Source organism: Labilibaculum sp. (genome assembly GCF_041595635.1).
In the GTDB taxonomy this organism is placed as follows: Bacteria; Bacteroidota; Bacteroidia; order Bacteroidales; family Marinifilaceae; genus Labilibaculum.
The window spans coordinates 29,793-56,690 of sequence record NZ_JBFHJW010000022.1 but is presented as its reverse complement, the minus strand read 5'-3'; the positions used below and the strand labels follow the sequence as shown (position 1 = coordinate 56,690).

At 37.1% G+C, this 26,898-nt stretch carries 22 protein-coding genes and 1 tRNA gene; 7 read left to right on the top strand and 16 right to left on the bottom strand.

The window, feature by feature from the left end; translation table 11 throughout:
- The 7 genes from ABYT26_RS08590 to ABYT26_RS08560 form a co-directional block, all read right to left on the bottom strand.
- Window positions 1-1,518: AMP-binding protein (locus ABYT26_RS08590; RefSeq protein WP_372752882.1), on the bottom strand; the 1,518-nt coding region annotated here is incomplete at its 3' end.
- 8 nt (window positions 1,519-1,526) lie between these two features.
- Entirely contained in the window at window positions 1,527-2,078 is a 552-nt protein-coding gene (locus tag ABYT26_RS08585; protein ID WP_372752880.1) for a helix-turn-helix domain-containing protein, read from the bottom strand.
- 312 nt (window positions 2,079-2,390) lie between these two features.
- Window positions 2,391-3,752 (bottom strand): hypothetical protein, encoded by a 1,362-nt coding sequence (locus ABYT26_RS08580; protein WP_372752878.1) that lies wholly within the window; start codon window positions 3,750-3,752, stop codon window positions 2,391-2,393.
- 420 nt (window positions 3,753-4,172) lie between these two features.
- Window positions 4,173-5,177: a hypothetical protein gene (locus tag ABYT26_RS08575; RefSeq protein ID WP_372752876.1), complete on the bottom strand. Its 1,005-nt coding sequence runs from the start codon at window positions 5,175-5,177 to the stop codon at window positions 4,173-4,175.
- 245 nt (window positions 5,178-5,422) lie between these two features.
- Window positions 5,423-6,178: a class I SAM-dependent methyltransferase gene (locus ABYT26_RS08570; protein ID WP_372752874.1), complete on the bottom strand. Its 756-nt coding sequence runs from the start codon at window positions 6,176-6,178 to the stop codon at window positions 5,423-5,425.
- A gap of 173 nt (window positions 6,179-6,351) precedes the next feature.
- Window positions 6,352-6,867, bottom strand: coding sequence for a hypothetical protein (locus ABYT26_RS08565; RefSeq protein ID WP_372752872.1), 516 nt, complete (start codon window positions 6,865-6,867; stop codon window positions 6,352-6,354).
- Window positions 6,868-7,086: 219 nt separating this feature from the next.
- The gene (locus ABYT26_RS08560; protein WP_372752870.1) at window positions 7,087-7,746 is read right to left on the bottom strand and encodes a hypothetical protein; all 660 of its coding nucleotides are present in this window, start codon (window positions 7,744-7,746) and stop codon (window positions 7,087-7,089) included.
- A 165-nt stretch (window positions 7,747-7,911) separates the two neighbouring features.
- Between ABYT26_RS08560 and ABYT26_RS08555 the strand changes: the two genes are divergently transcribed.
- Window positions 7,912-8,136, top strand: a complete 225-nt coding sequence (locus ABYT26_RS08555) for a hypothetical protein (protein ID WP_372752868.1) — start codon at window positions 7,912-7,914, stop codon at window positions 8,134-8,136.
- A 43-nt stretch (window positions 8,137-8,179) separates the two neighbouring features.
- Here the strand turns inward: ABYT26_RS08555 and ABYT26_RS08550 are convergent.
- The 5 genes from ABYT26_RS08550 to ABYT26_RS08530 form a co-directional block, all read right to left on the bottom strand.
- Window positions 8,180-8,254: transfer RNA gene (locus ABYT26_RS08550), tRNA-Arg, on the bottom strand.
- 84 nt (window positions 8,255-8,338) lie between these two features.
- Window positions 8,339-9,073, bottom strand: a complete 735-nt coding sequence (gene recO, locus ABYT26_RS08545; RefSeq protein WP_372752866.1) for a DNA repair protein RecO — start codon at window positions 9,071-9,073, stop codon at window positions 8,339-8,341.
- A gap of 11 nt (window positions 9,074-9,084) precedes the next feature.
- A complete protein-coding gene (locus tag ABYT26_RS08540; RefSeq protein WP_372752864.1) occupies window positions 9,085-11,367 on the bottom strand; it encodes a T9SS type A sorting domain-containing protein in 2,283 nt (760 codons plus the stop codon).
- Window positions 11,368-11,400: 33 nt separating this feature from the next.
- Window positions 11,401-11,979, bottom strand: a complete 579-nt coding sequence (locus ABYT26_RS08535) for a non-canonical purine NTP diphosphatase (RefSeq protein WP_372752862.1) — start codon at window positions 11,977-11,979, stop codon at window positions 11,401-11,403.
- A gap of 84 nt (window positions 11,980-12,063) precedes the next feature.
- Window positions 12,064-12,891 (bottom strand): universal stress protein, encoded by an 828-nt coding sequence (locus ABYT26_RS08530; RefSeq protein ID WP_372752860.1) that lies wholly within the window; start codon window positions 12,889-12,891, stop codon window positions 12,064-12,066.
- Window positions 12,892-13,230: 339 nt separating this feature from the next.
- Here ABYT26_RS08530 and ABYT26_RS08525 point away from each other — a divergent pair, with 339 nt between their 5' ends.
- The 4 genes from ABYT26_RS08525 (at window position 13,231) to ahpF (ending at window position 18,624) form a co-directional block, all read left to right on the top strand.
- Window positions 13,231-14,601: an adenylate/guanylate cyclase domain-containing protein gene (locus ABYT26_RS08525; RefSeq protein ID WP_372752858.1), complete on the top strand. Its 1,371-nt coding sequence runs from the start codon at window positions 13,231-13,233 to the stop codon at window positions 14,599-14,601.
- A 160-nt stretch (window positions 14,602-14,761) separates the two neighbouring features.
- Window positions 14,762-15,988 carry a PLP-dependent aminotransferase family protein gene (locus ABYT26_RS08520; RefSeq protein ID WP_372752856.1) on the top strand — a complete coding sequence of 409 codons (1,227 nt, stop codon included), beginning with the start codon at window positions 14,762-14,764 and terminating at the stop codon, window positions 15,986-15,988.
- A gap of 386 nt (window positions 15,989-16,374) precedes the next feature.
- On the top strand, window positions 16,375-16,938 hold the full coding sequence (ahpC, locus tag ABYT26_RS08515) for an alkyl hydroperoxide reductase subunit C (RefSeq protein WP_372752854.1): 564 nt from the start codon (window positions 16,375-16,377) through the stop codon (window positions 16,936-16,938).
- A 126-nt stretch (window positions 16,939-17,064) separates the two neighbouring features.
- On the top strand, window positions 17,065-18,624 hold the full coding sequence (gene ahpF, locus ABYT26_RS08510) for an alkyl hydroperoxide reductase subunit F (protein WP_372752852.1): 1,560 nt from the start codon (window positions 17,065-17,067) through the stop codon (window positions 18,622-18,624).
- Window positions 18,625-18,724: 100 nt separating this feature from the next.
- On the opposite strand, the gene ABYT26_RS08505 is transcribed toward ahpF, so the two are convergent.
- From ABYT26_RS08505 to ABYT26_RS08490, 4 genes are all read right to left on the bottom strand, one after another.
- Window positions 18,725-19,741 carry a branched-chain amino acid aminotransferase gene (locus tag ABYT26_RS08505; protein ID WP_372752850.1) on the bottom strand — a complete coding sequence of 339 codons (1,017 nt, stop codon included), beginning with the start codon at window positions 19,739-19,741 and terminating at the stop codon, window positions 18,725-18,727.
- 54 nt (window positions 19,742-19,795) lie between these two features.
- Window positions 19,796-20,599, bottom strand: a complete 804-nt coding sequence (locus tag ABYT26_RS08500) for a DUF2797 domain-containing protein (RefSeq protein ID WP_372752848.1) — start codon at window positions 20,597-20,599, stop codon at window positions 19,796-19,798.
- Window positions 20,600-20,611: 12 nt separating this feature from the next.
- On the bottom strand, window positions 20,612-21,115 hold the full coding sequence (locus tag ABYT26_RS08495) for a TlpA family protein disulfide reductase (protein ID WP_372752846.1): 504 nt from the start codon (window positions 21,113-21,115) through the stop codon (window positions 20,612-20,614).
- Between the two features lie 106 nt (window positions 21,116-21,221).
- Window positions 21,222-22,478 carry a peptidase U32 family protein gene (locus tag ABYT26_RS08490; RefSeq protein ID WP_372752844.1) on the bottom strand — a complete coding sequence of 419 codons (1,257 nt, stop codon included), beginning with the start codon at window positions 22,476-22,478 and terminating at the stop codon, window positions 21,222-21,224.
- A gap of 509 nt (window positions 22,479-22,987) precedes the next feature.
- On the opposite strand from ABYT26_RS08490, the gene ABYT26_RS08485 reads away from it, so the two are divergent.
- Together ABYT26_RS08485 and ABYT26_RS08480 are read left to right on the top strand one after the other, a co-directional pair.
- Entirely contained in the window at window positions 22,988-23,914 is a 927-nt protein-coding gene (locus ABYT26_RS08485) for a serine hydrolase (protein ID WP_372752842.1), read from the top strand.
- A gap of 131 nt (window positions 23,915-24,045) precedes the next feature.
- Complete coding sequence (locus ABYT26_RS08480; protein ID WP_372752840.1) at window positions 24,046-26,898, top strand: hypothetical protein; 2,853 nt, start codon at window positions 24,046-24,048, stop codon at window positions 26,896-26,898.

The window sequence follows — 26,898 nt, the reverse complement described above, 5'->3', positions numbered from 1 at the left end:
CAAAGCCTCATTTCCGGGAGCATATTCTTTGCTTAGCACGATGGTCGCCTTTACAACCTGTCCCCGCACATCATCCGGCACACCGGTAATGGCGCATTCCACAACGGCAGGATGAGTCATCAGCGCACTTTCTACCTCGAATGGCCCAATTCTGTAACCTGAACTCTTAATCACATCATCGCCACGCCCAACAAACCAGTAGTAGCCATCTTCGTCGCACCAGGCAATGTCTCCCGTATGGTAGAAGCCATTGTAGAGCACTTCGCTTGTTTTTTCCGGATCACGATAGTACTCCGAAAATAGTCCAATGGGCCTTCCGCCCTTGATATTAATTACAATCTCGCCCTGTTCGCCAACCTCACAAAAAGTTCCATCGGGCTTATGAAGCTCTACCTTATACAATGGCGATGGCATTCCCATCGATCCGGGTTTTGGAGTCATCCAGGGATAAGTACCAATTTGAACCGTTGTTTCGGTCTGTCCGAAAGCCTCCATGAGCATGATGCCCGTTAAATCCTTAAAAGTATCGAAAACCTTCGGGCTAAGTGCTTCGCCAGCTGTGGTGCAATATTCTAAAGAGGAAAGATCGTAGGCAGACATATCTTCTTTTATCATGAAACGATAAATGGTTGGCGGCGCACAAAAGGACGTTACCTTGTATTTCGAAATGACGGCCAACAGATCGCTAGGCGTGAATTTTTTATGATCGTAGATAAACACCGAACAACCCGCCATCATTTGTCCGTAGAGCTTTCCCCATACCGCTTTTCCCCAGCCTGTATCGGCAACGGTAAGATGCACACCATCTTCCTTTACATTGTGCCAGTACGATGCCGTAATAATATGTCCCAGCGGATAGGCAAAATTGTGCGCCACCATTTTAGGATCGCCCGTGGTTCCGGATGTGAAATACAGTAGGGAGGTATCCTCAATCGAGCTTGCCTTTTCGGGTCCGGCAAATCGGGGCGCTTTCGCGATACCCTTTTCCCAGCTATCCCAGTTCTCAAGCTCATCCGATCCTGTGACAATGCAATGTTCCAGCGTTTCACAATCCTTTCTTGCCTCATCAACATGATGAACCACCTGCTCTGCATTGGCAGCAATAATGGCTTTAATGCTTGCCGCTGAGCATCGGTAAACAATGTCTTTTTTGGTTAACAGATGAGTAGCGGGAATCGCCACAGCACCCAATTTATGAAGGGCAATAATTGCATACCAAAACTCCAGTCGGCGCATCAAAATCAGCATCACCTTATCGCCATGGCCAATACCAATCTCCTGCAAATAGGAGGCTGCCTCATCGCTTTTTCTTTTTAACTCCTCGTAGGTAATTTCAACATGTTCTCCCTCATCATTCGTCCAAATAATAGCCACTTTACTGGGTTCCAGCCTCGCGTACTCGTCAACAATATCGTAAGCAAAATTAAAATTCTCACCTTGCTTGATTTTAAAATTTGTCATAAAATCGTCCATGGAAGAAAATTCCGACTGAACGAGGTATTTTTTATATAACTGCATTGTATTTTTTATTTTAGGATAAGCACAAGAAACTTGCAAGCCAGGTTATTTACTGCACTCATACTGTGAGGAATCGCGGAATTAAAATATATTGAATCTCCTTCGTGCAATAGAATCTTTTTATTATTTAAACGCAGCTCCATTTCCCCTTCAAGCACAAAATTGAATTCCTGTCCAACATGCGAACTTTGCTTCAGCTCTTCCCCATTGGGCTCAACGGTAACCACAAAAGGTTCTGCTTTTCTTCCAACAAAAGTCGAAGCCAAAGACTCGTACTGATAGGCTCCTCGACGGTGAACACCAACGCCTGTGCCTTTGCGGGTAATTGAATACTCAAACACATGAGGCTCTTCGCCGGCAATGAGTGCCGTAAGCTCAATATGATAATGTTTTGAAATGCTATGAAGGACACTCACAGGAATATCAATCGTTCCACTTTCGTACTTCAAATAGGTGTCGGCTGTGGTATGACAAACACCTGCAGCTTCATCGATGGTGAACTCCAGCACTTCTCGTAAACCTCTTAAACGCGAAGCTATTTGACGGATTTGTTCGTTCATTTTGTGGTATATTTTGGTAAGAATGCAAGGAAAGAAAAATGATTCCCAAATGCAAGGCTCCTGCTTTTTACTTCTGATCCAAATAAAAATTATCTGAAGGAACAAGCTGAATTTGAATCAGCAAAAGCAGGAGAAACAAAAATCCCTCGAAAGAATTACTCTTAGGAGGATGATAGGTGGCACTATGGGAAGCTACTTTTTGTTAGAAGATCAAATAATTTCTCATTGATATAGTAATTGCTTTTTTACAGGATAACCATCTTTTGCAAGTACATTCAAATAACTCGCCGCCCTTCTTCTCTACACATCATCTTACTCCTGTAAGGAGAGTGCATTCTTCTGCTTGGCTACAATCTCATCAATTATTTCCATTACTTTTTCACTTCTTAATATTGTTAATCCAAGTCTTTCTGTAGATATCCCATTCGCAAGTTTGTAGTTATAAACTGCCTTAGCTCCCCTTAAATAGGACTCAAAACATTTAAAATCTACACTATTTAACTTTTCAAGCTCCCGACCAACCTCTACAATATGAGTGGATATGAAAAATAAGGAGTTTTTTATTTCTGAAAATCCCTTTGCAACCATTAGGGTCGCATCAAATGCATCTTTTACGTTGGTACCCCTAAATAATTCGTCGAAGATTACCATCACATTTTTCTTCTCCTTTATCATTAAAGCAATCTCCTTTACTCTTCTCACCTCGCTATAGTAATGGCTAAATCCCCTATTAATATCATCAGAGATATTAATCGTTGAATACAATCCATTAAACATCGATACCTTCATTTCATCTGCAGGAACAGGAAATCCAAGATGGGCCAGATATACACATAAGCCAACAGTTTTTAGGAAGGTTGATTTTCCTGCCATGTTCGCTCCTGATACAAAACACAGGTTTTTACCATCCAAAATATTGAAATCATTTTTTATTGGAGAGGTGAGAAAAGGGTGAAATAATCCATTGATTTTTAGGTAGACTGGAGAAGCCTTAGCTAGTTCCGGAAATCCAAAATTTCTTTTCTTCGATACGTAAGCCACCGACAGATAAGCATCTAATTCATAGCTTAGCCTAAGAACTCTTCTTATCGTTTCCTTACTTTTTTTTCTGATTATAAAATCAAAATAATTGATCTGACGGAAAGTAAAGCTATCCTTATCCTGCTTCATAAGCTGTCCTAATTCTGGCTCACTTTTTATGCTTTCTATTTCTTCTGATAGCCGATTGAAAAAATCGGGCCTATCTACTGTGCTGATATCATTCAAAAAATCAGACAAAATAAGCAAGTGATTTTTGATATACTCCAAACCTCTTTGAATAATATAATACTCGTTTTCCGGCTTTATCAGATACGAAATTCGTGCAACAAGCGAATCGAATAAATTATCTCTTAAAACTGGCGTATTCTGGTTTAAATAGTATTCAATAAAATCGAGATAATCTTTATCGAGGGCACAATATATTTCATTATCACAAATGAATTTTAGAGAAGATAATCTGGCATTTATGTCATCAGCATTGGTCAAAGGGATCCTCATCATTTGCTCTAATTTCTCCCTTCCTCCTTTTGTGGTGGTTGAGTTGTAGATATCGAATATGGAACGAACACCTTTCGACTCTGGAAAAATATTTAAATCATGAATTGTTTGTCTGTCTGTCCCAAATTTTATCATTTGCTATGCTTTTTAGGGTCCTACCTGCCAGGTAGAAGTGCTTTACTCTTTCGATTCTAAAATTAACAAAATAGGAACTAGAATGCCGATATTGACTACTTAGATTACCGAAGCAAAGACAGTAATTGCTTAAACGATCCGATAACAGCCGTGTTCATCTGCCTTTAGATCATAAGAATATCCTTGATATCCACTTCTTACATCCTCCATATCCACCTCACTTAGCAATCCAAAGGGACTGTCCATACTTAGGGGAGTTACTACCTCTTCCCGAATGAACTGAAAGCTGACCTAATATAATCCCTTACACAAAACCTGAGACAGTATCGGGAAAGGCTCCGGATTTTCGCGGCAAGCATTGCAGGATACAAAATCAGTAAAACATCACAATCTTGACAGAGAATTCCTGGCTTATACTTTTTAGCGGACTGCCCTTTTTGAAGGTCCCAATATTCGGCTTCTTAGAAATTCCGGCACAAAACAGACCCAAAGATGGGCGCGTTTCCAGCGGTAACATTTCAGAAAAAAGACCATTGCCACCAATAGGAAGATGGCGGCTCCTCCGGCCACCTGAAGGGGGTACAATGCTACATTTTGTGGCGGAATAATCATGGGAATAAGCGCAATGGCACAGGCTGGCGCAAAAGCTTCCCCAAGCAATTCAATAAACAGAAAAAGGCAGGCAAAAAGGAGAAGCACTGTATAAACTTCCGAAAAACCCAATACGCCATGCAAAACATACTGAAAAAGAGCCCCCAAACTTGCGGAGACTACGAGTAGGAAGAAAATCTGCACCGGACGCTTTCGAAAACCTGCCGCAGAGGAAGCAAACTCTACAAAGGTGACCACCAGTGGAGGAACAATAAAATACATTTTGCCGATGTACACCGGAATTGCCGCTATAAAGAGAAAGCCCACAAGCAATTTTAGCCAATGCACCAGCGTATGCCGGCAAAGACTTTTCTTGGAACTAACATTCACATATTTGCGCCATCCGATCTGCTCAAAAATCCACTGTACACCAACCAGAACAAGGCTCATGGAGAAAACAGACAGAGGATAAATCCAGGAATGGGTCGCCAGCAGCACAGGCAGCATGGATGCAGAGATAATCGGTATCAGGTTGGTGCGACTGAAAAAGAGACAGAGTGAGGTGAATATAAATGAGATTGCAAGATTGACAAACAGAGGCATAGGAGAATAGCGCACAAGGAGAATCCCAAAAAGGGCACTCACTGTCATCAGCAACACCACCATGGGTCTGCTGATGATCCAAACTTTCTTATCGATGATCCACAAGCCCAGTATCAGAGCCGCAATTTCCGGAAAGATTATTTCCTTCTCTCCCAGCCAATCCGAAACTCCAACCATCAAGCCGATCATGAGCAAAGCAAACAGGTAGCGGATGAATTTAAATTGATTCATTTTGTGATCATGCTTTTTAAAATTCGCCCGCAAAGATAGCCTTATCTGCTCAAATAAAATCAATGGATAGGATATCAAATTTGGTAGAAAGGCGTAGTAGCGAAATACCAGACTCCGAATTGAAATTGGGTGTATGTATTTGCCATCATTTCATTTTTTGATGTCAGGGCTACGCCCCTTTTATTTTTCGCTCAATCATTTTCTACGAAGATTGCAGGGCTACGCCCCTTTTGTTTTTCGCTCAATCATTTTCTACAGACGAATATTTGTTTTTCCGAACTGTCAATAAATTCTTCCTCACGAAAACCACCGAATTTATGAATAATTGTAAAACCATTTTCTTGTAAATAGGAATCTAGTTCTTGAGGAAAATATAATCTCATATCTAGATTTTGAATTGAATCAAACTTGTCATTAATAAAATAGTGCCATTCTATCCGATTAATTTGACTTTTGTTTTCATATTGCATTTTCTGCTTTATCAAAATATTCCTACCATCATTTGTTTTGTATTCAGCAACTTCAACCTGTTCTTTTTCAGATTCTACAATATATTGGATATTTGGATTAAAGCAGTCCAATAAAAACAATCCGTTTTCTTTAAGGTGTTTTTTTACAACTTTAAGAGTTTGGAATAAATCAGCATTCTGATATAAATGATGAATCGAATTGAAAGGAATAAAAATCAAATCAAATTTCTTATGTAGCTCCAAAGACCGAATGTCCGCTTGAATAAAATCAATCTCTAAACCAGCTTCGGTAGCTTTCGTTTTTGCTTGTTCAAGCATAGAGTTCATAATATCGACTCCGCTGACCTTATATCCATCCTTTGCTATTGGAATCGTTAGTCTACCCGTTCCACAGCAAAGTTCAAGTATACTAGCACCCTTGTCTTTGGGCAACCATTTTCGATAGAACTTCAAATCAGTCAGATCTGTATTCATTCCATCATATACATTCGCGTCATAAATTAAATCACCTACTTTATATTTGTTACTCATTTTGACCTTTTTGCGATGTTATATGTTCTCGGATTCTAATTGCCCACAACAGTTTGAATATGCGTAGTTGCGTGGGTTGCGCCTAAGTTTGCAAGTACACAGCCAACTGAAATCCTAGCGGATTTTCAGAAGGAGGCGAAAACAAGCAATTACTTATAGCCATTAATGTATGGTTATTTTTTTATTTCATTTTTTAAGTCCAACAATTTCAATTCTTTGTGGTAGTTCTCAATTCTTGAGTGTGCATTTCCGTCGATTAATAGAATGACAATTAACATTGAAATGCTTGTAACACTGATTGCTCTCCAGGTTGGTGTATGAATAAATAGAATCAATAATGCTGCTACAATAATTAATATTGGAACAAATTTAAATACAAATATAAATTGCTTTAAAGTGCTTTCAGAACGTTCAATTTCAGACTGATAAAAGGCTGTTTTATCGGTATTAAAATCCTTTTCAAATTGTTTAACTCTCTGCACATTGGTGTAGTTAGTACCGCTGCCAATTATTAATAGTAATATACCTACTACTAAGGTTGGAATGATATAAGCCTTAGCTAAATCGGTTTTTCCTAATTGCCAAAATCCAACACTTGCGATTAAAAAGCCAATCGCAAAGAAAATAAAGAAACGTGTTGAGAAGACTTCAGCTTTTGCCCATTCGATTGCTAGTTTTAATACGTCCATAGTTTCATTTTTTAATAAAACAACGGTCTTGCTAAGTATCGTGGGTGATTTCAAAGAGAAATCTCATCAAAACGCTAAAGAAGCAAGCCGATTAAATTTGTTTATATTTTTAAGCAAATCCAATTTAATGGGCTTGCTGGTGTTTATTAATTGTACTAAACTTTCGAACTGCTAATCACCGCCCATGAAATTTAGCTTTTGTTAGCCTTTCGTTATTTTTCAATCGTAATCAGAACTTATTCTTTCAACCACTTCCGATAGTGTTCTCCCAAAGGTGAACAAAAACATTTCAATTTGGTCAGGTTCAGCGTTTATTGATTTTGACAACTCATTGATAGTCTTTAAGTATTCAGGATAGCGTTTGGGTGCATTCTCATATGTAATTCCTCTCAAATGATTAAAGTCTTCAAAACGACCAGTATTTATTGCTTCAATGATTTGAATATCTAAAATCACGGCTTTATTTCCGTTGATAGTTGTATTTAGAAAATGTGTGAATTTAGTAATGGTTGAAAGACCAAGTCCAGGAACAGCTTTCAAGTCAGTTTTTAATTTCTCAATCGTGATTTCTGTATCTTGATAATCTTCCAGTATTTTTATTAACCGCTCAAAATTTCCGTTTTCAAGCATGTTTTCAATATTTCGCCCTCTACCCTTGGTCGGATAACCCCACATCAACGTTTTTAAGATAAAACTTTCTAAATCATGTGTTGAATTAAGTAAATCAAACCTGTTCAATGTTACTGTGTCTGTGTCATTAAATATCAAATCAATTTTTTGTTGTTGAGATTCAATTTCCCAATTCTTCTTTTTTATATCAAAAGATTGATTCAAATAAGGAAATGCTCTAATAAAATCTTTGAATTCTGAAATTCTCACAGTTTTTGTTTTTAATGAAGGCTAACTTATTAGTAAATGCTATAGTGTTTATTTCCCTTATCTTCTTCAGAACCTATTTATCTAGTCTAACAGCAGGCTGGTAATTCTGCCTGGCTTTGAAAGGCTTCCTATTCCAGCCGGGATCCTCTATTGAATTGAGGTTTTGTGTTTTCACATACAACCCTATATGGCAAGCAAATAGGAAGACAGACCAACGAAAGTACGCATAATAAATTATTTACGGTAAGGATTTTTTTACTAGTTTCAGAAGGAATGGAGCCTACTCGCTTGCAAGACTTGATTTTGGAGCTTTGTTTGTGGACTTTTAAAATGCAGCAAAGTACAAAAAACAGACGATTGGGGCGATATGCTGGGGACAAAGCAAAATAAGAAATCCGTAAAGTGCATATAAATAGCATTTTACGGATTTACCTGGTAGCCCCAGCAGGACTCGAACCTGCATCTAGTGTTTAGGAAACACTTGTTCTATCCCTTGAACTATGGGGCCAAAAGACATGCAAAAATATTCAAATCTTGCTAATCAGCAAAACAATTGGAAAAAGGATTCAAAGAAATAAGCAGGCTTCAGCCATTAGTCCTCCTCGCGGAAGAGTTCCGAAAGTACCGATAGGGATTTTAAATTGCTAAAACCATCAATTTGCAGGGCATAAAAGTTCAAAATAGACCTCAAAACTACATCAACCTCGTAATCATTCATTTTTAACACATTAACCTGATCAATTGAAGTAATAAATAAAGAATTTAACCTTCTACTAATCCCTTTTTCAAGGCAATGTGCATGCCTTCTTTCCTCGCCCACAAAAAAACCATTATCCATATCGAAATAAGCCTTTTCAGCTGACCAATTTAATTGGGGAAAAAAACCCAAATAGCGACTTAGCTTACTTAAAAAGTACAAATGGAAATATTGAATTGAGTCCTGACTAAGATCCAGGTAGCGAATGCTATTGTATAAAAAGTCAAATAATTCCTGGTTCTGCTCTTCTTCTCGTAGAACTTTGGTGCATACTTCAGCCAAAAATAGCACCATTGCACTTTTGTAAACATCAAAAACCAGGTTGTTCAAATTCTCACAAAGTCGAACTTCTTTCAATGATTGAATGTTTTTACCTTCCTTGTGATACACTTCCATATCCAGAAGAAAAAAAGACCTGAATAAATTGCCTTTCATAGCTGATTTTCTGGACCTTCCTCCTTTCACCATATATGTTTGACGACCAAACCTTTCGGTGTACACCTGAACAATCAAGCTAGTTTCTCCATACTTAATCTGACTGAGAACGATTCCTTTGGTCTTATGAAGCATGATTTCCTTTTTTAGTGAATGAACAGTAATTTAATTACCTTCGATTTGGAAGCATCAGAATTGGAACAAAATATCAGATAAACACCCGTATGTACACGCGAGCCATTAAAATTTTTCCCATCCCAAATAAATTGTCCTCCATCAGATTTTCCTTCCATCACCAAATTGCCACTTATATCGGTAATTTTCACCGTAGATTCGGCAATTAAACCACTCACAACAACATCGCCATGATAAGTTTCACGAACCGGATTCGGATAGACATACAAATCGCTGTAGCTTTCCGAACCTGAGGTAACTTCTCCTTTATAGGATACCATCCCTAAATCGGTCACAAAAAACACCTCGCCTGTTCCCGGATTTACCGATATCTTCTCAATGGTATTTGATGGTAGAGAACTGTTCTCGCTTGTAAAATGAGTAAGTTGTTCATCGCCATCTTCCGAAACCAAATAAGCGCCCGAACCAGCGGTTCCCAACCACTTCTGATTCGCTCCATTTAAAGCAATGCAATTCACCGTTTCTGTTGTCAAAAGATATTGTGTAGAGCCATCAATTGTAATAATAGGCTGATATGCATAAAAACTCCCTGACCTAAAAATATAGCCTGGATTTGCATAAACAGCCACTCCACTAGAGGTTCCTACCCACACATCACCATTATCGTCCTCAATAAAATCATAAACATTAGAACTAATAATGGAGTTATCCTCATCCCGCACATAAAAAGCAGCCAATACATCGTCATCCTGATCGGAAAAACTTTCATTCTCGTTAAACGCGAAAAGAGCTTGTCCTACACCATTTAAAACCCACTTATCGCCATTGGAAAGACATTGTATTTTTTTCATATCCGAGCGATTTGCTAGAGTCGAATAGGATAAAGAAAACCATTCACCATCTTCTGAGTAAAGCTTAATGGCTTCAGTAGAAGCAGCATCCAAAATCCACAAATTTCCATCCTCATCGCTATCCATTCCACTAATTCCCTTACTGCCAAGAGGCGAATTTACAGTATTCCAATTGGCTTGATATTCACCATGATCAAACACAAAAAGTCCATCGCCCCAGCTTGCCGCATAAATGCGCGATGCATCACTTTTATCGCCAACAACAGTTGTTAAATCATACTTACCGGCAAAAGCATCTGTGTTTTCGCTGGTATAATTGGTCCATTTCTGATCTTGGAAAACCGACAATGCAGCCTCTTCACCTAATCCTGCATAAGTTGAAGTGATTCCCCCCGGCACAAGCCAGGTTTGATCCTCTACCGAATAAAGACTAGAAACATTCTCACTCAAGGGACCATCAGGCTTTATTTGCTCTCCAGTGCTTCCTTCGAGCTCGAGCAATGACTGTTGGTAATCGGCCATAAATATACGACCCTCAATTTTTAAAGCATCTCGCATGGTAGAGACCTCCGAAACCTGAATTTGAGAAGATTGAATTCCATTGGTATTAAAAATCAAAACTTCGTCAGCTTGTATGACCCATAATTGATCATCGACATTACGAAGAGAGAAGATTCGGGAAAAACTTCCAGAAAAATTAGTCCAATTACCATCAACAAGACGATACAGCTCACTCGCATCATCGCTTAAAAATCGACTTAGAAATAAATCATCGCCAATGGCTTCTATGCTTTCACATTCCCGTTGATAACTTGGAATTTCGACCTCCTGTTCCCAACTATTAAAGTCGGCCAAATTGCTTGCTGTTAAGCTTGCATGAAACAATCCCTCATCGGTAGCCGCCCAAATTATATTATTACTGATTATTAAATCGTTCACCGAAAGCTTTGCTCCGCCCTCGCCTATATAGTAAGTATCAGCAACCTCCTCCTTTTCCAAGTTAATTGCCACAATTCCGAACTCAGTTCCCAGGTATGCAAAATCACCTTCCGTCGCAAGGCAAAGAATCGCTTTTTCATCAAGTAGGCTATAGTTCTTAACATCAGGAATATTGCTGATTGCACCATTGGAAATCAAATCAATATTTCCACTTGAATAGCCAATTAGTAAAATCTCAGAACCATCAGCCCAACCAATGGCAGATATTTCCGATTCCGACAAACCTGCGGTTTTACTGTAAGCAACAATTTCATTATCGCTCAACGAATAAGAGAATAAACCCGAAACAGTTAGGCAATATAATTTTTCATTTCCCACAAGAAGCTTTTCTGCCTTCAAATAAGGTAAATGCTCCCGCCAGTCACCAATCTTAATTTGGCCGCGACCATTCAAGCTGCTCACCGTGAGTAAAAAAGTCAATATCCATCCTACGACTAATTTCATTGGGTTTCATTTCAAAACAAAATTCAAAAATACTTACTTGAGTTGTAGCAAGTAATCCACTAATTTTTGTACAGCTAAACCTCGATGGCTGATCTTATTCTTTTCCTTCATATCCATCTCTGCAAATGAAAGTTCATATCCATCTGGTTCAAATATAGGATCGTAACCAAATCCGTCTATTCCTCGTTCTTTTTCAAGGATGTTTCCTTTAACTATACCTTCAAATTGATTCTCCTTACCATCAATAAATAAAGATATTACAGTTCTAAACCTAGATTTTCTATTTTCACAACCTTTTAGCTTAAGAAGTACCTTTTTCATGTTGGCTTTTGAGTCCTTATCCTCACCAGCGTAACGAGCAGAATACACACCTGGCTCGTTATTTAAAGCTTCTATTTCTAAACCAGTATCATCAGCAAAACAATTCAATTTATATTTATCAAAAATGTATTTGGCCTTCTGGCGTGCATTTTCTTCTAATGTTTCATGATCTTCCGGAATTTCATCTTGGCAATGAATATCGGCTAAACTTAAAAGTTCAATTTCTTCTCCCAAAAGATTTTGCAGTTCCTTTAGTTTATTCAGGTTATTTGTGGCAAAAACAAGCTTCATATTAACAAAATTAATCAGATATGGATATAAAAAAACAACGGCTTCTCAACCGTTGTTCAAATATATAAATTTCAAATTTATGCTTTAGTAAAAACTACCATATTTGGCTAAATCTGTTCGTGGATTAACGCACATTACTGGAATATGAGCAGAATTAGCAATCACAAATTGCTCATGAGCTCCTAACATATAATCCTGAAAGGAAATATTTTTTGTGGTCATGATTAAGATGATATCTGCCTCAATTTTCTTTGCAAAATTGACCGTTTCCATGGCAAAATCGTTGCCTCCATCTGCGGTATCAATCTCGTAATCAATCCCTCTGTTTTCGAGATATTTTTTTGCAAACACCAAATTGGCTTTTGTCCTCTGAAGCATCTGACCTTCGGGAATTTTAGGCGTAATAATTCGCATTTTTGCTTTAAAGAATTTACCTAGAAATTCAGCCCAGCTAAGCTTTTCTTTATTCTCCTTTTTAAAATCCACAGGCAATACCACCGAAGAGTATTTTTTATGTACTGGAGGTTCTTGAACAACAATAAAAGGAACACGAGAACCAATGATCACTTTAAGTGCCCAACTGCCCGTTAATTTTTGCATTCCTTTAATTCCGTGAGTACCCATAAGCACCAAAATGCAATTCATTTCTTTGGCAATATCATTAATGGAAGTAAAAATACTACCCTCACGAACAAGCACCCCAGGACGAATTCCCTTTTGTTTTTCTATTTTATCCGCGGCCTCAATCATTTTTACCTTAGCCTCATCAATGTGAGAATCTTTTTTAACGATGTGTAGCAAGCTAACATTAGCATCAACATTTTCAGCAAATATTAATGCGTGATCAAGCGCATACTCAGCCACAACGGAGAAATCCCAGGCTACAAGTATTGATTTCTTAGTATTTTCCATAGTTCATAGTAAAAAGAGGATAGTCATTAAATACATAACATAACCGAGGTACAATTTAGCCAAATTAAACTAAATTAACAAATTTAAAAGAGTTGGGTAATAATCTTTATTAATTTAAACTTAAGCCTATTAATTAAAAATTCTTGGCTATTTTTATTACCATTGTTAATCATGAATTATAATTCCTAAAACATGACCTCAGTCTATCTTCTATTAATATACTCATCAACAAAACAATACATAACTATAATTCTTGTATTATTAGAAGAAATCAGTACTTTTTTAACATCAAAAAATTTTATCTTACTTGCTCTTTCTCAACTCATTTTAATTGCTTTAATGTATTTATGGTATAAAAGGAGACTTAATAAACAAAAAGAAGAGATCGAAAATGAATTTTACGATAAAAATCAAGAATTAATTCAACAGAAGGACAAAGCTGAAAAACTTCTTTCGAATCTTTTACCTCAACAAACTGCCGAAGAACTCAAATCTACAGGTAAAGTAAGTTCAAGAAGGTTTCGTATGGTGACTGTATTGTTCTCGGATATTCATGGATTTACCAAAATTGTTGAGCAAATGAATCCTGAAGATTTGATTGATGAGCTGGACAAATTTTTTATGCATTTCGATTCTGTAGTCGAGAAATTTAATATTGAAAAAATTAAAACCGTAGGTGATGCCTATATGTGTGCTGGCGGAATTCCCAATAAAAACAGAACCAATCCTATAGAAGTAATTTTAGCTGCCATGGAAATACAGCAGTACATGAAAAGCATGAGAATTAACTCGAAAGCAGGCAAAAAAGCAATTTGGGGGTTACGAATTGGAATTCATACAGGACCCGTAATTGCAGGAGTTGTAGGCACTAAAAAAATCAGTTATGACATTTGGGGTGATACCGTAAACACTGCCAGTAGAATGGAATCCTCGGGCTCGGTGAGCGAAATCAATATCTCGGGCATGACCTACATGCTCATTAAAGATTTCTTTATTTGTGAATACCGGGGAAGAATGCCAGTCAAGTACAAAGGCAATATCGACATGTATTTTGTAAAAGGATTCAAGCCTAACATGTCGGTTGATTTAAAAGGCTTGGTTCCGAATCAGCATTTCATGACCCAATTCCAAATGCTCCGATACGATGATCTAGAAGAAGCTGTGCTGACCAAACTTGAAAATGAACTTCCTAAAAACTTATATTACCACAACTTAAAACACACCATTGATGTAATTACCGAAGTAGAGATAATTGGCCGAAAAGAAAACATTTCAGATTCGGAAATGCTTATCATTAAAACGGCTGCTTTGTTTCACGATACTGGTTTTATTCTTTCCTATGCCGAACACGAAGAATGCAGCGTGAAAATGGCTCGTCACATTCTTCCAAAATACTTTTATACAGCCCAACAAATTAATCAAATCTCCGAAATAATCATGACCACCAAATTTCCCCCAAAACCCAAGAGTCTTTTGGAGATGATTATTTGTGATGCAGACTTAGACTATTTGGGAAGAACTGACTTTATCCCTGTTTCAGGAAACTTATATCGCGAATTGAAAGAACATGGCAAAATAAAAAATATTGATGACTGGAATCGCTTACAGATTAAATTCATTGAGAATCATCAATATTTTACCGAAACAGCTCGTGAAATGAGAGATGTAAATAAAAACCGACAGCTGGACAAACTTCGGGAATTAATCTAATCAATTTAAATGATATAACACATATTTGTTTTAAACTATAAGTGTTTTATCTAATTTCATTAACAAATTCATTGTTTTACCCCCTAAATATCGTAAATTTATAAACAAAGCTTGAATTATATCTTTTACGAATTTAACCATTAGCAAAGGGGGACAAATAATGATCACAAATCTTGAAAACATTCTCTCTGATAGTGCAAAACGCATGAAACGATCTGTTATCAGAGAGCTATTAAAATTAACACAAAAACCTGAAATTATCTCATTTGCCGGAGGACTTCCTGCTCCTAGCACCTTTCCTATCGATGAATTAAAACAAATAAGCAGTGAAGTTTTAGAAGAAGATGGAAATGCTGCCTTACAATATAGTGCCACCGAAGGAGATTCGAAACTACGCAGTATTCTAACTCAAAGGTATCAAAAACACGGTTTAACCATTTCCGAAGATAATTTGGTAGTTCTTACCTCATCGCAGCAAGGGCTTGACTTAGCAGGAAAAATTTTTCTGAACAGTGGCGATAAATTTATTTGCGGATTGCCTAGTTATCTGGGAGGCTTGGGAGCCTTTTCGAGTTACGGTGGAATACCTATTGGAATTAAATTTGATAAATATGGTATGCGTTCCGATCTTTTAGAAGCTACTTTAGCTGAGCTTTTGGAAAAAGACGACCTCCCTAAATTTATCTATGTAATTCCTGACTTTCAGAATCCTGCAGGAATTACGATGCCCGAATTCAGAAGATTGGAAATTATTGCCATAGCTAAAAAATACAACATCTTAATCATTGAGGATAGTCCGTACAGAGAACTTCGATTTGAAGGAATACCTCAGAAAATGATGTACGAATTAGATGCTTCGGGACAGGTAATTACGCTGGGAACTTTCTCAAAAATATTCGTTCCTGGATTTAGAATTGGCTGGGTAATCGCCGACGAGGCAATTATCGATCAATTTGTGAAAGCAAAACAATCAACCGATTTATGCACATCATCCTTTGTACAAAAAATAGCGGCTAAATATCTAGAAAAAGGTCTGTTCGATAAAAATCTGAAGGGAATTATACAACAGTATCATCGAAAACGGGATGTAATGCTGGAAGCATTTGAAAAACACATGCCAAAAGGTGTAAGTTGGACAAAACCTGAGGGTGGTTTATTTCTTTTTCTTAACTTACCAGAAAATATGGATGCTGAAGATCTGTTTAAAATTGCCATTCAGAAAAATGTAGCTTTCGTATTAGGATCGGCTTTTCATTGCGATGGCAGCGGAAAAAACACTATGAGAATTAATTTCTCCTTTGTTGATGAAAAAGAGTGCCGAATAGGTGTAGAACGCCTGGCCGAATCCATAAAAACACTAATGAGTAATAAATGCTTAAGCCTTTGATGTTCTATTTAAAGTCAAAAGCTAATTTTTTAATAATTATAAATCCTAACTCTCACCTTACAATGAGAAAAAGCGAGCTCACATTGTAGTGAGTTCGCTTATTTTTACACCAAATATCCAAAAAGAAGAAATTACCAGTTTTCCTTCGCCCTTAAAAGTCATTCTACCTCCAAAATGTAAGGTGACTAGCTGGAATAAAATTTTATTATAAAAATATTCGCACTAACAAACGCCAACAAATCACTAATTACCATCTACTTGTGTGCCTTTATAGATATTGCCTATCGCTTTCTATTTATTATCTATTTGATTTATATTGCAATCTACACTAGATTTGCAGCATAGAAAAAAACAAATTGAAATAATAATAATAAAAAACTTTAGTTATGTCATTAATTGGAAAAGAAATTGTAGATTTTGAAGCACAAGCTTTTGTAAACAACGAATTTAAAAGTGTCAAAAAATCAGATGTTTTGGGAAAATGGTCAGTATTTTTCTTCTACCCAGCCGATTTCACTTTTGTTTGTCCAACCGAATTGGAAGATCTAGCAAATTTGCACAGTGAATTTGTAGCTGCAGATTGTGAAATTTATTCCGTTTCAACTGATACTCATTTTGTGCACAAAGCATGGCATGATACTTCAGATACCATCAAAAAAATTCAATACACCATGCTAGCTGATCCTACTGAAGTTTTATCTCGTGGATTTGATGTTATGATTGAAGAAGTTGGCCTTGCTGAGCGTGGTACTTTTATCGTGAATCCTGAAGGCGAAATCGTAGCTTACGAAGTTGTTGCTGGAAATGTAGGAAGAAATGCAGAAGAATTACTAAGAAGATTAAAAGCTCTTCAGTTTGTAGCTAAAAATCCTTCAGAAGTTTGTCCTGCAAAATGGAAAGAAGGAAACGAAACCTTACACCCAAGTATCGACCTAGTGGGTAAAATCTAATTAATTATCCTTTCGTCAAAATCATATAAGCTGCCTCAAATAAGACTTTTGCATAAAAACTCGAAAATTTTCGAAGTAGACAGCAAAACTAAGATTTGAGGCAGTTTACTCTAAAACAAAAACAAAATGCTGGAAACATCTATAAAAAATCAGGTTGTTGATTTATTCACTTCTCTTAAAAATCAATATAGCTTTCAAATTAAGGTTGCCAATTCTCATCCAAACAAAAAAGAATTAATTGACTTGCTGGATGATGTAGCCAATTGCTCGGATAAATTGCAAGTTGAAATTGAAGAAGAAAAAGGATTATCCTTTACAATCTTTAAAAATGGTAAAGCCACCAATGTAACCTTTAAAGCTGTTCCTAACGGACACGAATTTACAAGTCTTCTATTGGCCATTCTAAATTTGGATGGAATTGGAAAAAACCTACCCGATGAAACGCTTTCCCAGCGAATTAAGAACATCAATAAAAAAGTAGAAGTGAAGAGCTATATTTCACTTTCCTGTACCAATTGTCCGGATGTGGTTCAAGCTTTGAACATAATGGCTTTTCTAAATCCTAATATTAGTCATGAAATTATTGATGGAGCTATTAACAAAGAAGAAGTTGATCAATTAAATATTCAGGCAGTTCCCAGCGTTTATGCTAACGGAGAGCAGCTTCATGTTGGACGCTCCTCTTTAGGTGAACTATTGGCTAAAATTGAAAATTTAGTTGGTGTTGAACCTTTATCGGTAAAAAAAGAAAACAAAGAATACGATGTAATTGTTGCGGGTGGCGGGCCGGCAGGGGTTTCTGCGGCTATTTATTCGGCACGAAAAGGCTTTTCGGTAGCTATTGTTGCTGAAAAAATTGGTGGCCAAGTAACTGAAACTGTCGACATTGAAAACATGATATCGATTCCAAAAACTACTGGATCTAAACTATCGGCTAATCTTATGGAACATTTGGGCGATTATCCTATCGATATTTTAGAAAACCGCTTGGTGAAAGAAGTTGAAGTAGTAGATGGAATCAAAAAAATCACCACTTCGTTGGGAGAAAACTTTACCACTCCTGCACTAATTATAGCAACCGGAGCAAGTTGGAGAAAACTAAATATTCCTGGTGAAAGTGAATACATTGGGGCTGGAGTAGCATTTTGTACCCATTGCGACGGTCCTTTTTACAAAGGTAAAAAAGTAGTGGTAATTGGCGGTGGCAACTCAGGACTAGAAGCCGCAATTGATCTCTCCTCTATTGCCACAGAAGTGAAAGTGCTGGAATTTATGCCTGAAGTAAAAGGCGATCAGGTGCTTCAAGATAAAATTAAAGAATTAAAAAATATAAGCATTACTACCAATGCGCAAAGTTTACGAATTGAAGGTGATGACAGTAAAGTAAATGCCATTGTTTTTCGCGACAGAGAAAGTGGCAATGAGGAAAGCATACAAACTGATGGGGTATTTGTTCAAATTGGCTTAACTGCCAATAGTCAAGCATTTGCAAATGCAGTGAAAACCAACAAAATTGGGGAGATTGAAATTGATTCGCACTGCAGAACCAATCAGGCTGGTATTTACGCGGCAGGCGATGTTTCCATTGTGCCTTACAAGCAAATTGTAATTGCCATGGGCGAAGGTTCAAAAGCTGCTCTATCCGCTTTCGACGATAAAATTAAAGGATTGCAATTGGCCAACTAATCCATCGGGTTAAATTACTTCCATTGTAATAATATAACAACAAAGGCTTTGCAATGTGCAAATCCTTTGTTGTTTTTTATAGAATGTGAAAAATCCCTACTTAAAATTCGATAATGGTATTCCACTTGTGTTTATCTTCTACGGTTCCATACTGAATTCCACGAAGTGTTTCATACAGTTTTAGGCTCACCTTTCCAGCCTCATCGCCATAAACATAGTCCACTTTATTATCAGCATCTACAATTTTACGAATTGGTGAAATAACAGCAGCAGTACCACAAGCTCCTGCCTCGCTAAAATCAGCAAGCTCTTCAACAGTTACTTTTCGGCGTTCAACAGTCATTCCCATATCTTCGGCAATCTGGCACAAACTTTTGTTGGTGATTGATGGCAAAATAGAATTCGACTTTGGAGTTACATAGCTATTCCCTTTAATTCCGAAAAAGTTGGCAGGTCCACACTCGTCGATGTATTTTTTCTCTTTGGCATCGAGGAATAAAACAGCCGAAAATCCTTCCTCGTGTGCACGAGTTCCACTACGCAAAGAGGATGCATAATTTCCTCCTACTTTAATAGTTCCAGTTCCTTGTGGAGCTACACGATCGTACTCACGATAAATAACGTAGTCGGTTGGTTTAAATCCTTCTTTAAAGTAAGGACCAACTGGCATCACAAATATTGCAAAAGTATATTCTGGTGCTGGGTTCACTCCCACTTGAGCTCCATTTCCGAAAAGAAAAGGACGAATGTAAAGCGATGCGCCAGATTCGTATGGTGGAACCCATCTTTCATTCAATTTGATGGTTTTAACTACCGCTTCCTGGAACAAATCAACAGGCATCTCCGCCATCATGATACCGTGAGAAGAAGTTTGCATACGTTTAGCATTTTCATCCATGCGGAATACTCTTACCTTTCCATCGGGACCTTTAAATGCCTTTAAACCTTCGAATGCTTGCTGTCCGTAATGCAAACCTGTTGCTGCAATATGAACATTTACCTGATCGGAAGAAGAAACTTCTAATTCTCCCCATTTTCCATCACGAAAGTGACAACGAACATTATAGTCGGTTTTAGTATAACCGAAACCAAATTGTTTCCAGTCTATATTTTCCATCTTTTATTAAGAATTTTACGATTAGTAAAGAATATTTAGTGTAATTGGGTCTATTTAGTCTTCTACAGAAAGTTCAATTAGGTATCCGTTGTGTTTTCGAACGTTCAGAACTTTTCCATCTTCAAAGATAAGATATTGCCCCTTAATTCCTTTTAAAATTCCGGAGTATTCTTTCAACTTTTCAAATCCGAAACTTACAATTTTTTTGGGTGGGGAAATCAGGGGAAAATGGATATCAAATACCTGATCTTCTTCGGAAATATATTGTTGCAATTCAGGATGTAAAAAGCTGCTTGCTTTTTGTTTTTCGGCAAGCAAATCTACATTCTCAACAGACCTTAACTTCAGCATTTGACGCCAATTTGTTTTATCGGAAAAATGTTCTTTTAAGGCAACTTCTATTACTCCTGCGATGTGTCGATTAGGCGTTTTTGCCAATTTTATGGCCTTGCTTGCTCCCTGATCCATCCATCGGGTTGGCACTTGCGATTGTCGTGTAACACCTACTTTAAGATTTCCCGAATAAGCCAGGTACACAAAATGAGGCTGAAGCGAATTCTTTTTTGCCCATTCCATATCGCGTGAAATTCCCAAATAGGAAAGATCCAGTTCGGGACGAAGAATGCTATCATCGGTTTGTGGCAGCTTGGTAAAACAGGAATAGCAGTAACCCTGTCCAAATGATGTTTTTGTTTTTTTGCCACAATGAATACAATTGATCTGACCTAAATAGTTAAAATGTAACCGTCTTCCAATCAATGGATTCATTTCAAGCATTTCATCGCCTATTGGCAACTGATACTCAACGATCTCTTTAAGATCGGTATGCATTTTTCGAATATTTCCCTGCATGTGCATCAATACTATTATTTACAAATTGTCTTGAATTGTTTTCATCATTTGCTCCAACTCTTCCTCACTAAAGCCAACTCCCTGCCAAATAATCTTACCTGTTTTATCAAGAATAAAATTACGAGGAATGTACTGATTTGCAAATTTACTGTACACTTCTCTTTTCGGATCGGGAGCGATAGGAAATGTAAAAGCTTTTTTCTTATTCCAAGTCTGTAACTGCTCTTTTGTGTGTTCACGACCAATCGAGATCATTGTAAAATTCTCATCTTTAAATTTCGGCCATAGTTTTGCCTCAACTTGAGGAAGTTCTTTCATACAAGGTCCACACCAAGTAGCAAAAAAGTTTACAAGCACTACTTTCCCTTTTAAATCGGCAGTAGAAATTTTGTTTCCCGATATGGATTCAAGAGTAAAATCAGGAACTTGATCGCCACATTTTACCAATGAGCCTTGATAATCCTGTGCAGAAAGACTTGTTATAGCTACAAAAGCCATGAGAGTAAGAACTATTTTTTTCATGTTTAATTTTAATTGCATCAATATTATATTCTTTTCTGTCGCGAATAAGTAAATTTTCGAACTTATCCTGTTTTTTTTAAACTTGTGGCTTAAAGCTAACCGCTTTTTACTGTATTAAATCATTGGTCACCTCTACAATTTTATAGAGTTTATCCGAACGACGAATCATCGTATCCATAGCAATGGAAAAACTATCTCCTTTAACTGCCTTTTCAACCGATTTTAAATCCACTCGAATTTCCTTAATGGTAGTTTCTACCACTCCGGTTGTGGGTCCGGTAATCAATATCTTATCTCCTACTTTCAATTCTTGTGATTCGAGAAGAAACTCTGCCACCTTAATTTTGGCAAAATAGTTGGTTCCTTTTCCGATAAGCATTTTACGCTTGGTAGCTCTATTTCCGTACTCGTTGCTCCACTCGCCTAGCTTTTGTCCTAAGTAGTAACCATTCCAAAAACCACGATTAAAAACCGTTGCCAATTGCTCCATCCAAGCATCAATTTTACTTTTGCCATAGGAACCATCCAAATAACTACCAACAGCTTCACTATAGCAGGAAAGCACGGTTTTTACATATTCGGGAGAACGAGCTCGTCCTTCAAATTTGAGAACACGAACTCCGGCATCGAGCATTTTATTCACAAAACCAATGGTGCACAAATCTTTAGGCGACATGATGTATTCATTATCGATCTCCAATTGGTTGCCCGACTCTTTTTCGGTAACCGTGTAAGCTTTCCGGCAGGTTTGCATGCATGCTCCTCTGTTAGCTGATGAATTTTTCTCGTGCAAACTCAAGTAACATTTGCCCGAAACTGCCATGCACAAAGCACCGTGAGCAAACATCTCTATTTGAATCAATTCTCCTTTTGGTCCACAAATTTCTTCTTCAACAATTTGCTTGTAAATGGCCGCCACCTGATTGAGGTTCAGTTCGCGTGCCAAAACCACCACATCAGCAAACTGAGCGTAAAATTTAAGCGCCTCTATATTGGTGATGTTGCATTGTGTAGAGATATGCACTTCCACGCCAATACTACGTGCATACATAATTGCCGAAACATCGGCTGCGATGATTGCTGTAATTCCACCTTCTTTGGCAGCATCCACAATCTTGCGCATCATAGTAATATCGTGATCGAACAAAACAGTATTCACCGTAAGGTAAGATTTGAGATTGTTTTCCTTACAAATGGAGGCAATTTTATGCAGATCTTCAATGGTAAAATTGTTCGACGATCGCGACCTCATATTCAACTGCTCAATGCCAAAATAAATAGAATTGGCTCCTCCTTGTATTGCGGCCATCAGCGATTCGTAAGAACCTACTGGCGCCATTAATTCAATTTCACTTCTCTTCATCTACTCTTAATTAACTGCTATTACATTCTCAAATCGAATGTTTTTTTTGTTTATTCTGTCAAAAAAATCCATTTCTCACTGAGTTTCAGCAAAAGTAATCTTTATGTGCCATTCATGCAAAACAAATAAGAATTCTAATTCAAAGGCAAAACTTTCCTCAAAGTCTTCCCATTCAGTCTCTTTTCAATTTCAAAAATAAAAAACTAGACTTATTATTTGGATTAAAAAACGGAAGGAGTTAATTTCAGTTAATTCACGTTAACTGAAGTTAATATGCATTCCTAACCAGCAACAATACTGAATATTACACACTCTCGCAATTATTTTAAAACAATGATAGAAACTCAAAAATGTTAGTACATTTGAGCAATTCTCACTAATACATTTTTAGGGTTTAGACATTCAAATTATATGTAAACAAAACATTATACAATAATGTTAAAGTGTGCAAGGCGCACGTTCTAAGTAAAACAATGATAAGTCTATAATTTAATAGGGAAATTGATTATATGAAAACGCGATTTATAATAGTAACAGTTCTTCTAGTTGTTGTATATTTTGGTTGTGCAAACAAATCGATTAATGACCAAGTAGTAAAAAAAGGAATGGCCTTGCCCTTACGCTCTGGCGAGCAAATGACACCTTTACGTGATTTAAAAAATAGTGTATTACAGTCTAAACTGGATAAAACACTAAAAAAGAACAGCAAATGGAAGCGCCTCATTGACAGTAAGAAAATGGCTGTGGGCTTGGTTGATTTACGCGATTTAGACAATATTCGATTTGCCAGCGTAAACGGAGACAACATAATGTATGCCGCTAGTTTACCAAAAATTGCCGTTTTGTTAGCGACAACTGATGCTCTGGAAAAAGGTGAATTAGAAGAAACTCCCGCTGTTTTAAGTGACATGAGACTGATGATGAGCCGATCGAATAATCAGGCAACCACCCGATTAATTGATTTGTTGGGCTATGAGAAGATAAAAAATGTTTTAATGGATCCAGCCTATAAACTCTATGATGAAGAACAAGGAGGAGGATTATGGGTTGGTAAACGATATGCTAAAACTGGTGCACGCTATCCCGAACCTATTAAGGGAATAAGTCATGCAGCAACAGCAAATCAGGTTTGTCGCTTTTATTATATGCTTATTAATGGAGAATTGGTAAGTCCCGAACGATCAAGTCAAATGCTGGAAATGATGGTAGATCCTGAAATTCACCATAAGTTTGTCAATACCATCGAAAAAATTCGTCCCAATGCAAAATTGTTCCGAAAATCAGGAACCTGGAAAAATTATCACGCCGATTCCATATTGGTGTGGGGAAAAGAGGATCGTTTTATTCTAGTTGGTTTACTGCAAGATGATGATGGAGAAAGAATTTTAAGGCAACTGGTTATAGAAGTAGAGAACGTTCTTGACGAAGCAAAATAATGTTGAATATAAATTTTCAGTAAATTGAGAAAGAACTCACAATTTTTTCTCAATTTTATTAATTATAACATTAAACACGATCAAAAATACAATCCTTTTAAATCTAACCTTATACTACCTGATTTTACCGAATGAAAAATTTTGAGAGTTCAATAAGAAATGTTTTTCAGGAAGCTTTTCAATACTTCTTAAACAAATCCTTTGATATTCGGGTAGGTGAATATCGAAGGGTCGTTTTAATGCAGGTCAACATTTTCCTGATCATCTCTACTCTTTTAATAATCAAGCCAATTGTAAATTCTCTTTTTCTTTCTTCTTTCGGTTATTCTTCCCTTCCTACAGCATTCATTATTGTTTCCATTTTTGCTGTCGCTATTTCAAGATTGTATTCTCGTTTGTTATCGAAATTTGCATTCGATAAAATTATGACCCGAACACTGCTAACCTCGGTCTTGAGCCTGTTTGTTTTTGGCTTGCTACTTCGTTTAAACATACTGGTACAACTTGTTCTTTTGTTATTTTATGTTTGGGTAGCACTTTTTGCAGTGGTTTCCTCTTCCCAATTTTGGGTACTGGCCAACATTATTTTTAATGCTCGTGAAGCCAAACGGGTTTTTGGGTTTATTGGTGCTGGAGCTATTGCCGGAGGAATTTTTGGTGGTTACCTTACATCCATTATGGCTCCGCTAATTGGCAGCGAGAACCTTATTTTTTTAAGTATACTGGTATTATTGCCCAGCTTTTGGATTACCAAACGAATTTGGACCGAAAGAGACAGTGAACAACAACGAGTACAACAGCGTAAAATTCAGGAAGAAAACTTACCCGATAAACCTTTTCATCTCATAAAAAAATCAAGGCATTTGAGCTTAATGGCTGGCATAATTGGCGTAAGCGTTGTTGTTGCCAAACTGGTTGATTATCAATTTAGTGCCATTGCATCTACAGCAATTCTCGATCCGGATCAATTAACAGCCTTTTTTGGATTCTGGTTTTCGAACTTTAACCTGTTATCCTTATTTATTCAATTGTTTCTTACCCGAAGAATTGTTGGTATGTTTGGTGTGGGAAGCTCACTGCTCATTCTTCCAGGAGCAATATTTTTAGGAGCTTTGGCAATGCTGTTTTTCCCACTACTGGGAGCTGCCATATTCATTAAGCTCTGCGATGGAAGTCTAAAGCAATCCATCAATAAATCGGCTACGGAACTCTTGGCCTTGCCAATTCCTCTCGAAATTAAGAGCAAAACCAAATCCTATATTGATGTTACGGTAGACAGTGTTGCGTCAGGAATTGGAGGATTATTATTATTTTTTCTTGTAAATGGACTACAGATTTCTACCAATTGGATTAGTTTACTGATTATTGGCTTGCTTGCTGTTTGGATCTACTTTGCCCTGCAAGTAAGAGATGAATATCTAAAATCATTTAAACTGAAAATCAGCAAAAAAATTAGCAGGAAAAATACGAACAAGCAAGCTGAAAGTAATGAATCGGTTATTGGCAATCTGCAAAAGCAATTGGAAAGTACTAAGGAAAGCCAATTACTATACATGATTCAGAAAACACGTGAGGTACCACGCGATGAGTTCTATTTACCACTTAAAAAACTACTCGTGCATGAATCTGGAAGGGTAAGAGCAGAAGTAATCAGTAGTCTTAGGTCCTATATCAGTCACAACCTATCGGGCGACATGCTTCTTTTGGTAAAAGATAACGATCAGGAGGTTCGTGTAAATGCTTTTGAATATTTAATTGCATTAGCACCAGGCAACCGCGTAAAATTAATTGAGTCCTATTTGGAGCATGAAGACGAAAGAATTCGTGAATCGGCCCTATTGGCATTGGCAATTGAAACTCGTGGAAACCAAGAACTTCAGAACTGGTTTTCCTTTGGTGATCGTTTGCAGATGCGAATTCAACAAATGGATAATACCGAAAATGTAAGTGAGAAAGACAAACTGCACCAGCATATCATTCAGATTATTGGAGCTTCAAATGCTTCGGGATATTTTAGTTACCTGCAAAATGCTTTTCATCACGAAAAAGTAGAGATTGTTATCAAAGCAATCGAAGCTGCAGGAAACACCGTTCACCCACAATTTATTAGTGTATTGCTGAACTTTTTAAATCAAAAGATATTTCTTCCGGCAGCACAAACTGCTTTAGCAAATTATGGCAGTCAGGTTTTCCCAGTATTTCAAAAACTTATTCAAGAGGATAAAATACCGGCCGAACTCGTCCGAAAACTACCTGTTGTTGCACAAAAAATAAACAGCCAGAAATCAATTGATTTTCTTTTCTTTTTACTTGATTATGAGGACTATATGGTTCACTTGGAAAGTTTAAAAGCACTAAACAATCTCAAACAAAGTTTTTCTCATTTATTTTTCGATAAAAAACTGGTTATGAGTCTGATTGCGGAAGAAATACACTTATCCAAAAACACTTTAATTGTTCTAAAATCAAAATTCGTTACTAATATGGATCTTGACTCAATTTCGCCTAAGATACTAGATGCACGAAATAGTCTGATTAAATTATTGGAACGTAGGCTGGATGGTAGTTTAGAGCGCATCTTTCAATTGCTAGAGCTACAATATCCTCCCGAAGACATTCTAACCGTTTACAAAGGAATTCAAAGCAACAAGACCGATCTTAGAATGAATGCCATTGAATTTTTGGATAATTTATTGGAAGCTCGTTTGAAAAAAATACTCATTCCGGTTCTGGAAACAGCCATCTTAAATAGTATGGCTGAACCCGTTTTTAATTTATTTGCCGAAAAAGAACCCGATGAGTTTGCCTGCTACCGACTGATACTAGAAGGAGTTGATTTAAAACTAAAATTAGCCGTATTCTATTTACTAGAACAGCTCTCTGATCCGCAGTTTTTGCCACTCGTTCAAGCCTATCTAAATTCCGAAAATCAGAAAATCAGAACATTTGCAAAAAAAGCTCAACAAGCAATGACACTCAGTTAA

What these genes read in the sequence shown, in the direction of transcription:
- ABYT26_RS08575 (WP_372752876.1), bottom strand. Translation starts at nt 5,177, where the DNA reads ATGAATCAATTTAAATTCATCCGCTACCTGTTTGCTTTGCTCATGATC.
- ahpF (WP_372752852.1), top strand. Translation starts at nt 17,065, where the DNA reads ATGCTGGAAACATCTATAAAAAATCAGGTTGTTGATTTATTCACTTCT.
- ABYT26_RS08565 (WP_372752872.1), bottom strand. Translation starts at nt 6,867, where the DNA reads ATGGACGTATTAAAACTAGCAATCGAATGGGCAAAAGCTGAAGTCTTC.
- ABYT26_RS08525 (WP_372752858.1), top strand. Translation starts at nt 13,231, where the DNA reads ATGTATTTATGGTATAAAAGGAGACTTAATAAACAAAAAGAAGAGATC.
- ABYT26_RS08520 (WP_372752856.1), top strand. Translation starts at nt 14,762, where the DNA reads ATGATCACAAATCTTGAAAACATTCTCTCTGATAGTGCAAAACGCATG.
- ABYT26_RS08540 (WP_372752864.1), bottom strand. Translation starts at nt 11,367, where the DNA reads ATGAAATTAGTCGTAGGATGGATATTGACTTTTTTACTCACGGTGAGC.
- recO (WP_372752866.1), bottom strand. Translation starts at nt 9,073, where the DNA reads ATGCTTCATAAGACCAAAGGAATCGTTCTCAGTCAGATTAAGTATGGA.
- ABYT26_RS08535 (WP_372752862.1), bottom strand. Translation starts at nt 11,979, where the DNA reads ATGAAGCTTGTTTTTGCCACAAATAACCTGAATAAACTAAAGGAACTG.
- ABYT26_RS08485 (WP_372752842.1), top strand. Translation starts at nt 22,988, where the DNA reads ATGAAAACGCGATTTATAATAGTAACAGTTCTTCTAGTTGTTGTATAT.
- ABYT26_RS08580 (WP_372752878.1), bottom strand. Translation starts at nt 3,752, where the DNA reads ATGATAAAATTTGGGACAGACAGACAAACAATTCATGATTTAAATATT.
- ahpC (WP_372752854.1), top strand. Translation starts at nt 16,375, where the DNA reads ATGTCATTAATTGGAAAAGAAATTGTAGATTTTGAAGCACAAGCTTTT.
- ABYT26_RS08490 (WP_372752844.1), bottom strand. Translation starts at nt 22,478, where the DNA reads ATGAAGAGAAGTGAAATTGAATTAATGGCGCCAGTAGGTTCTTACGAA.
- ABYT26_RS08500 (WP_372752848.1), bottom strand. Translation starts at nt 20,599, where the DNA reads ATGCACATGCAGGGAAATATTCGAAAAATGCATACCGATCTTAAAGAG.
- ABYT26_RS08505 (WP_372752850.1), bottom strand. Translation starts at nt 19,741, where the DNA reads ATGGAAAATATAGACTGGAAACAATTTGGTTTCGGTTATACTAAAACC.
- ABYT26_RS08480 (WP_372752840.1), top strand. Translation starts at nt 24,046, where the DNA reads ATGAAAAATTTTGAGAGTTCAATAAGAAATGTTTTTCAGGAAGCTTTT.
- ABYT26_RS08495 (WP_372752846.1), bottom strand. Translation starts at nt 21,115, where the DNA reads ATGAAAAAAATAGTTCTTACTCTCATGGCTTTTGTAGCTATAACAAGT.
- ABYT26_RS08570 (WP_372752874.1), bottom strand. Translation starts at nt 6,178, where the DNA reads ATGAGTAACAAATATAAAGTAGGTGATTTAATTTATGACGCGAATGTA.
- ABYT26_RS08585 (WP_372752880.1), bottom strand. Translation starts at nt 2,078, where the DNA reads ATGAACGAACAAATCCGTCAAATAGCTTCGCGTTTAAGAGGTTTACGA.
- ABYT26_RS08530 (WP_372752860.1), bottom strand. Translation starts at nt 12,891, where the DNA reads ATGGAAAATACTAAGAAATCAATACTTGTAGCCTGGGATTTCTCCGTT.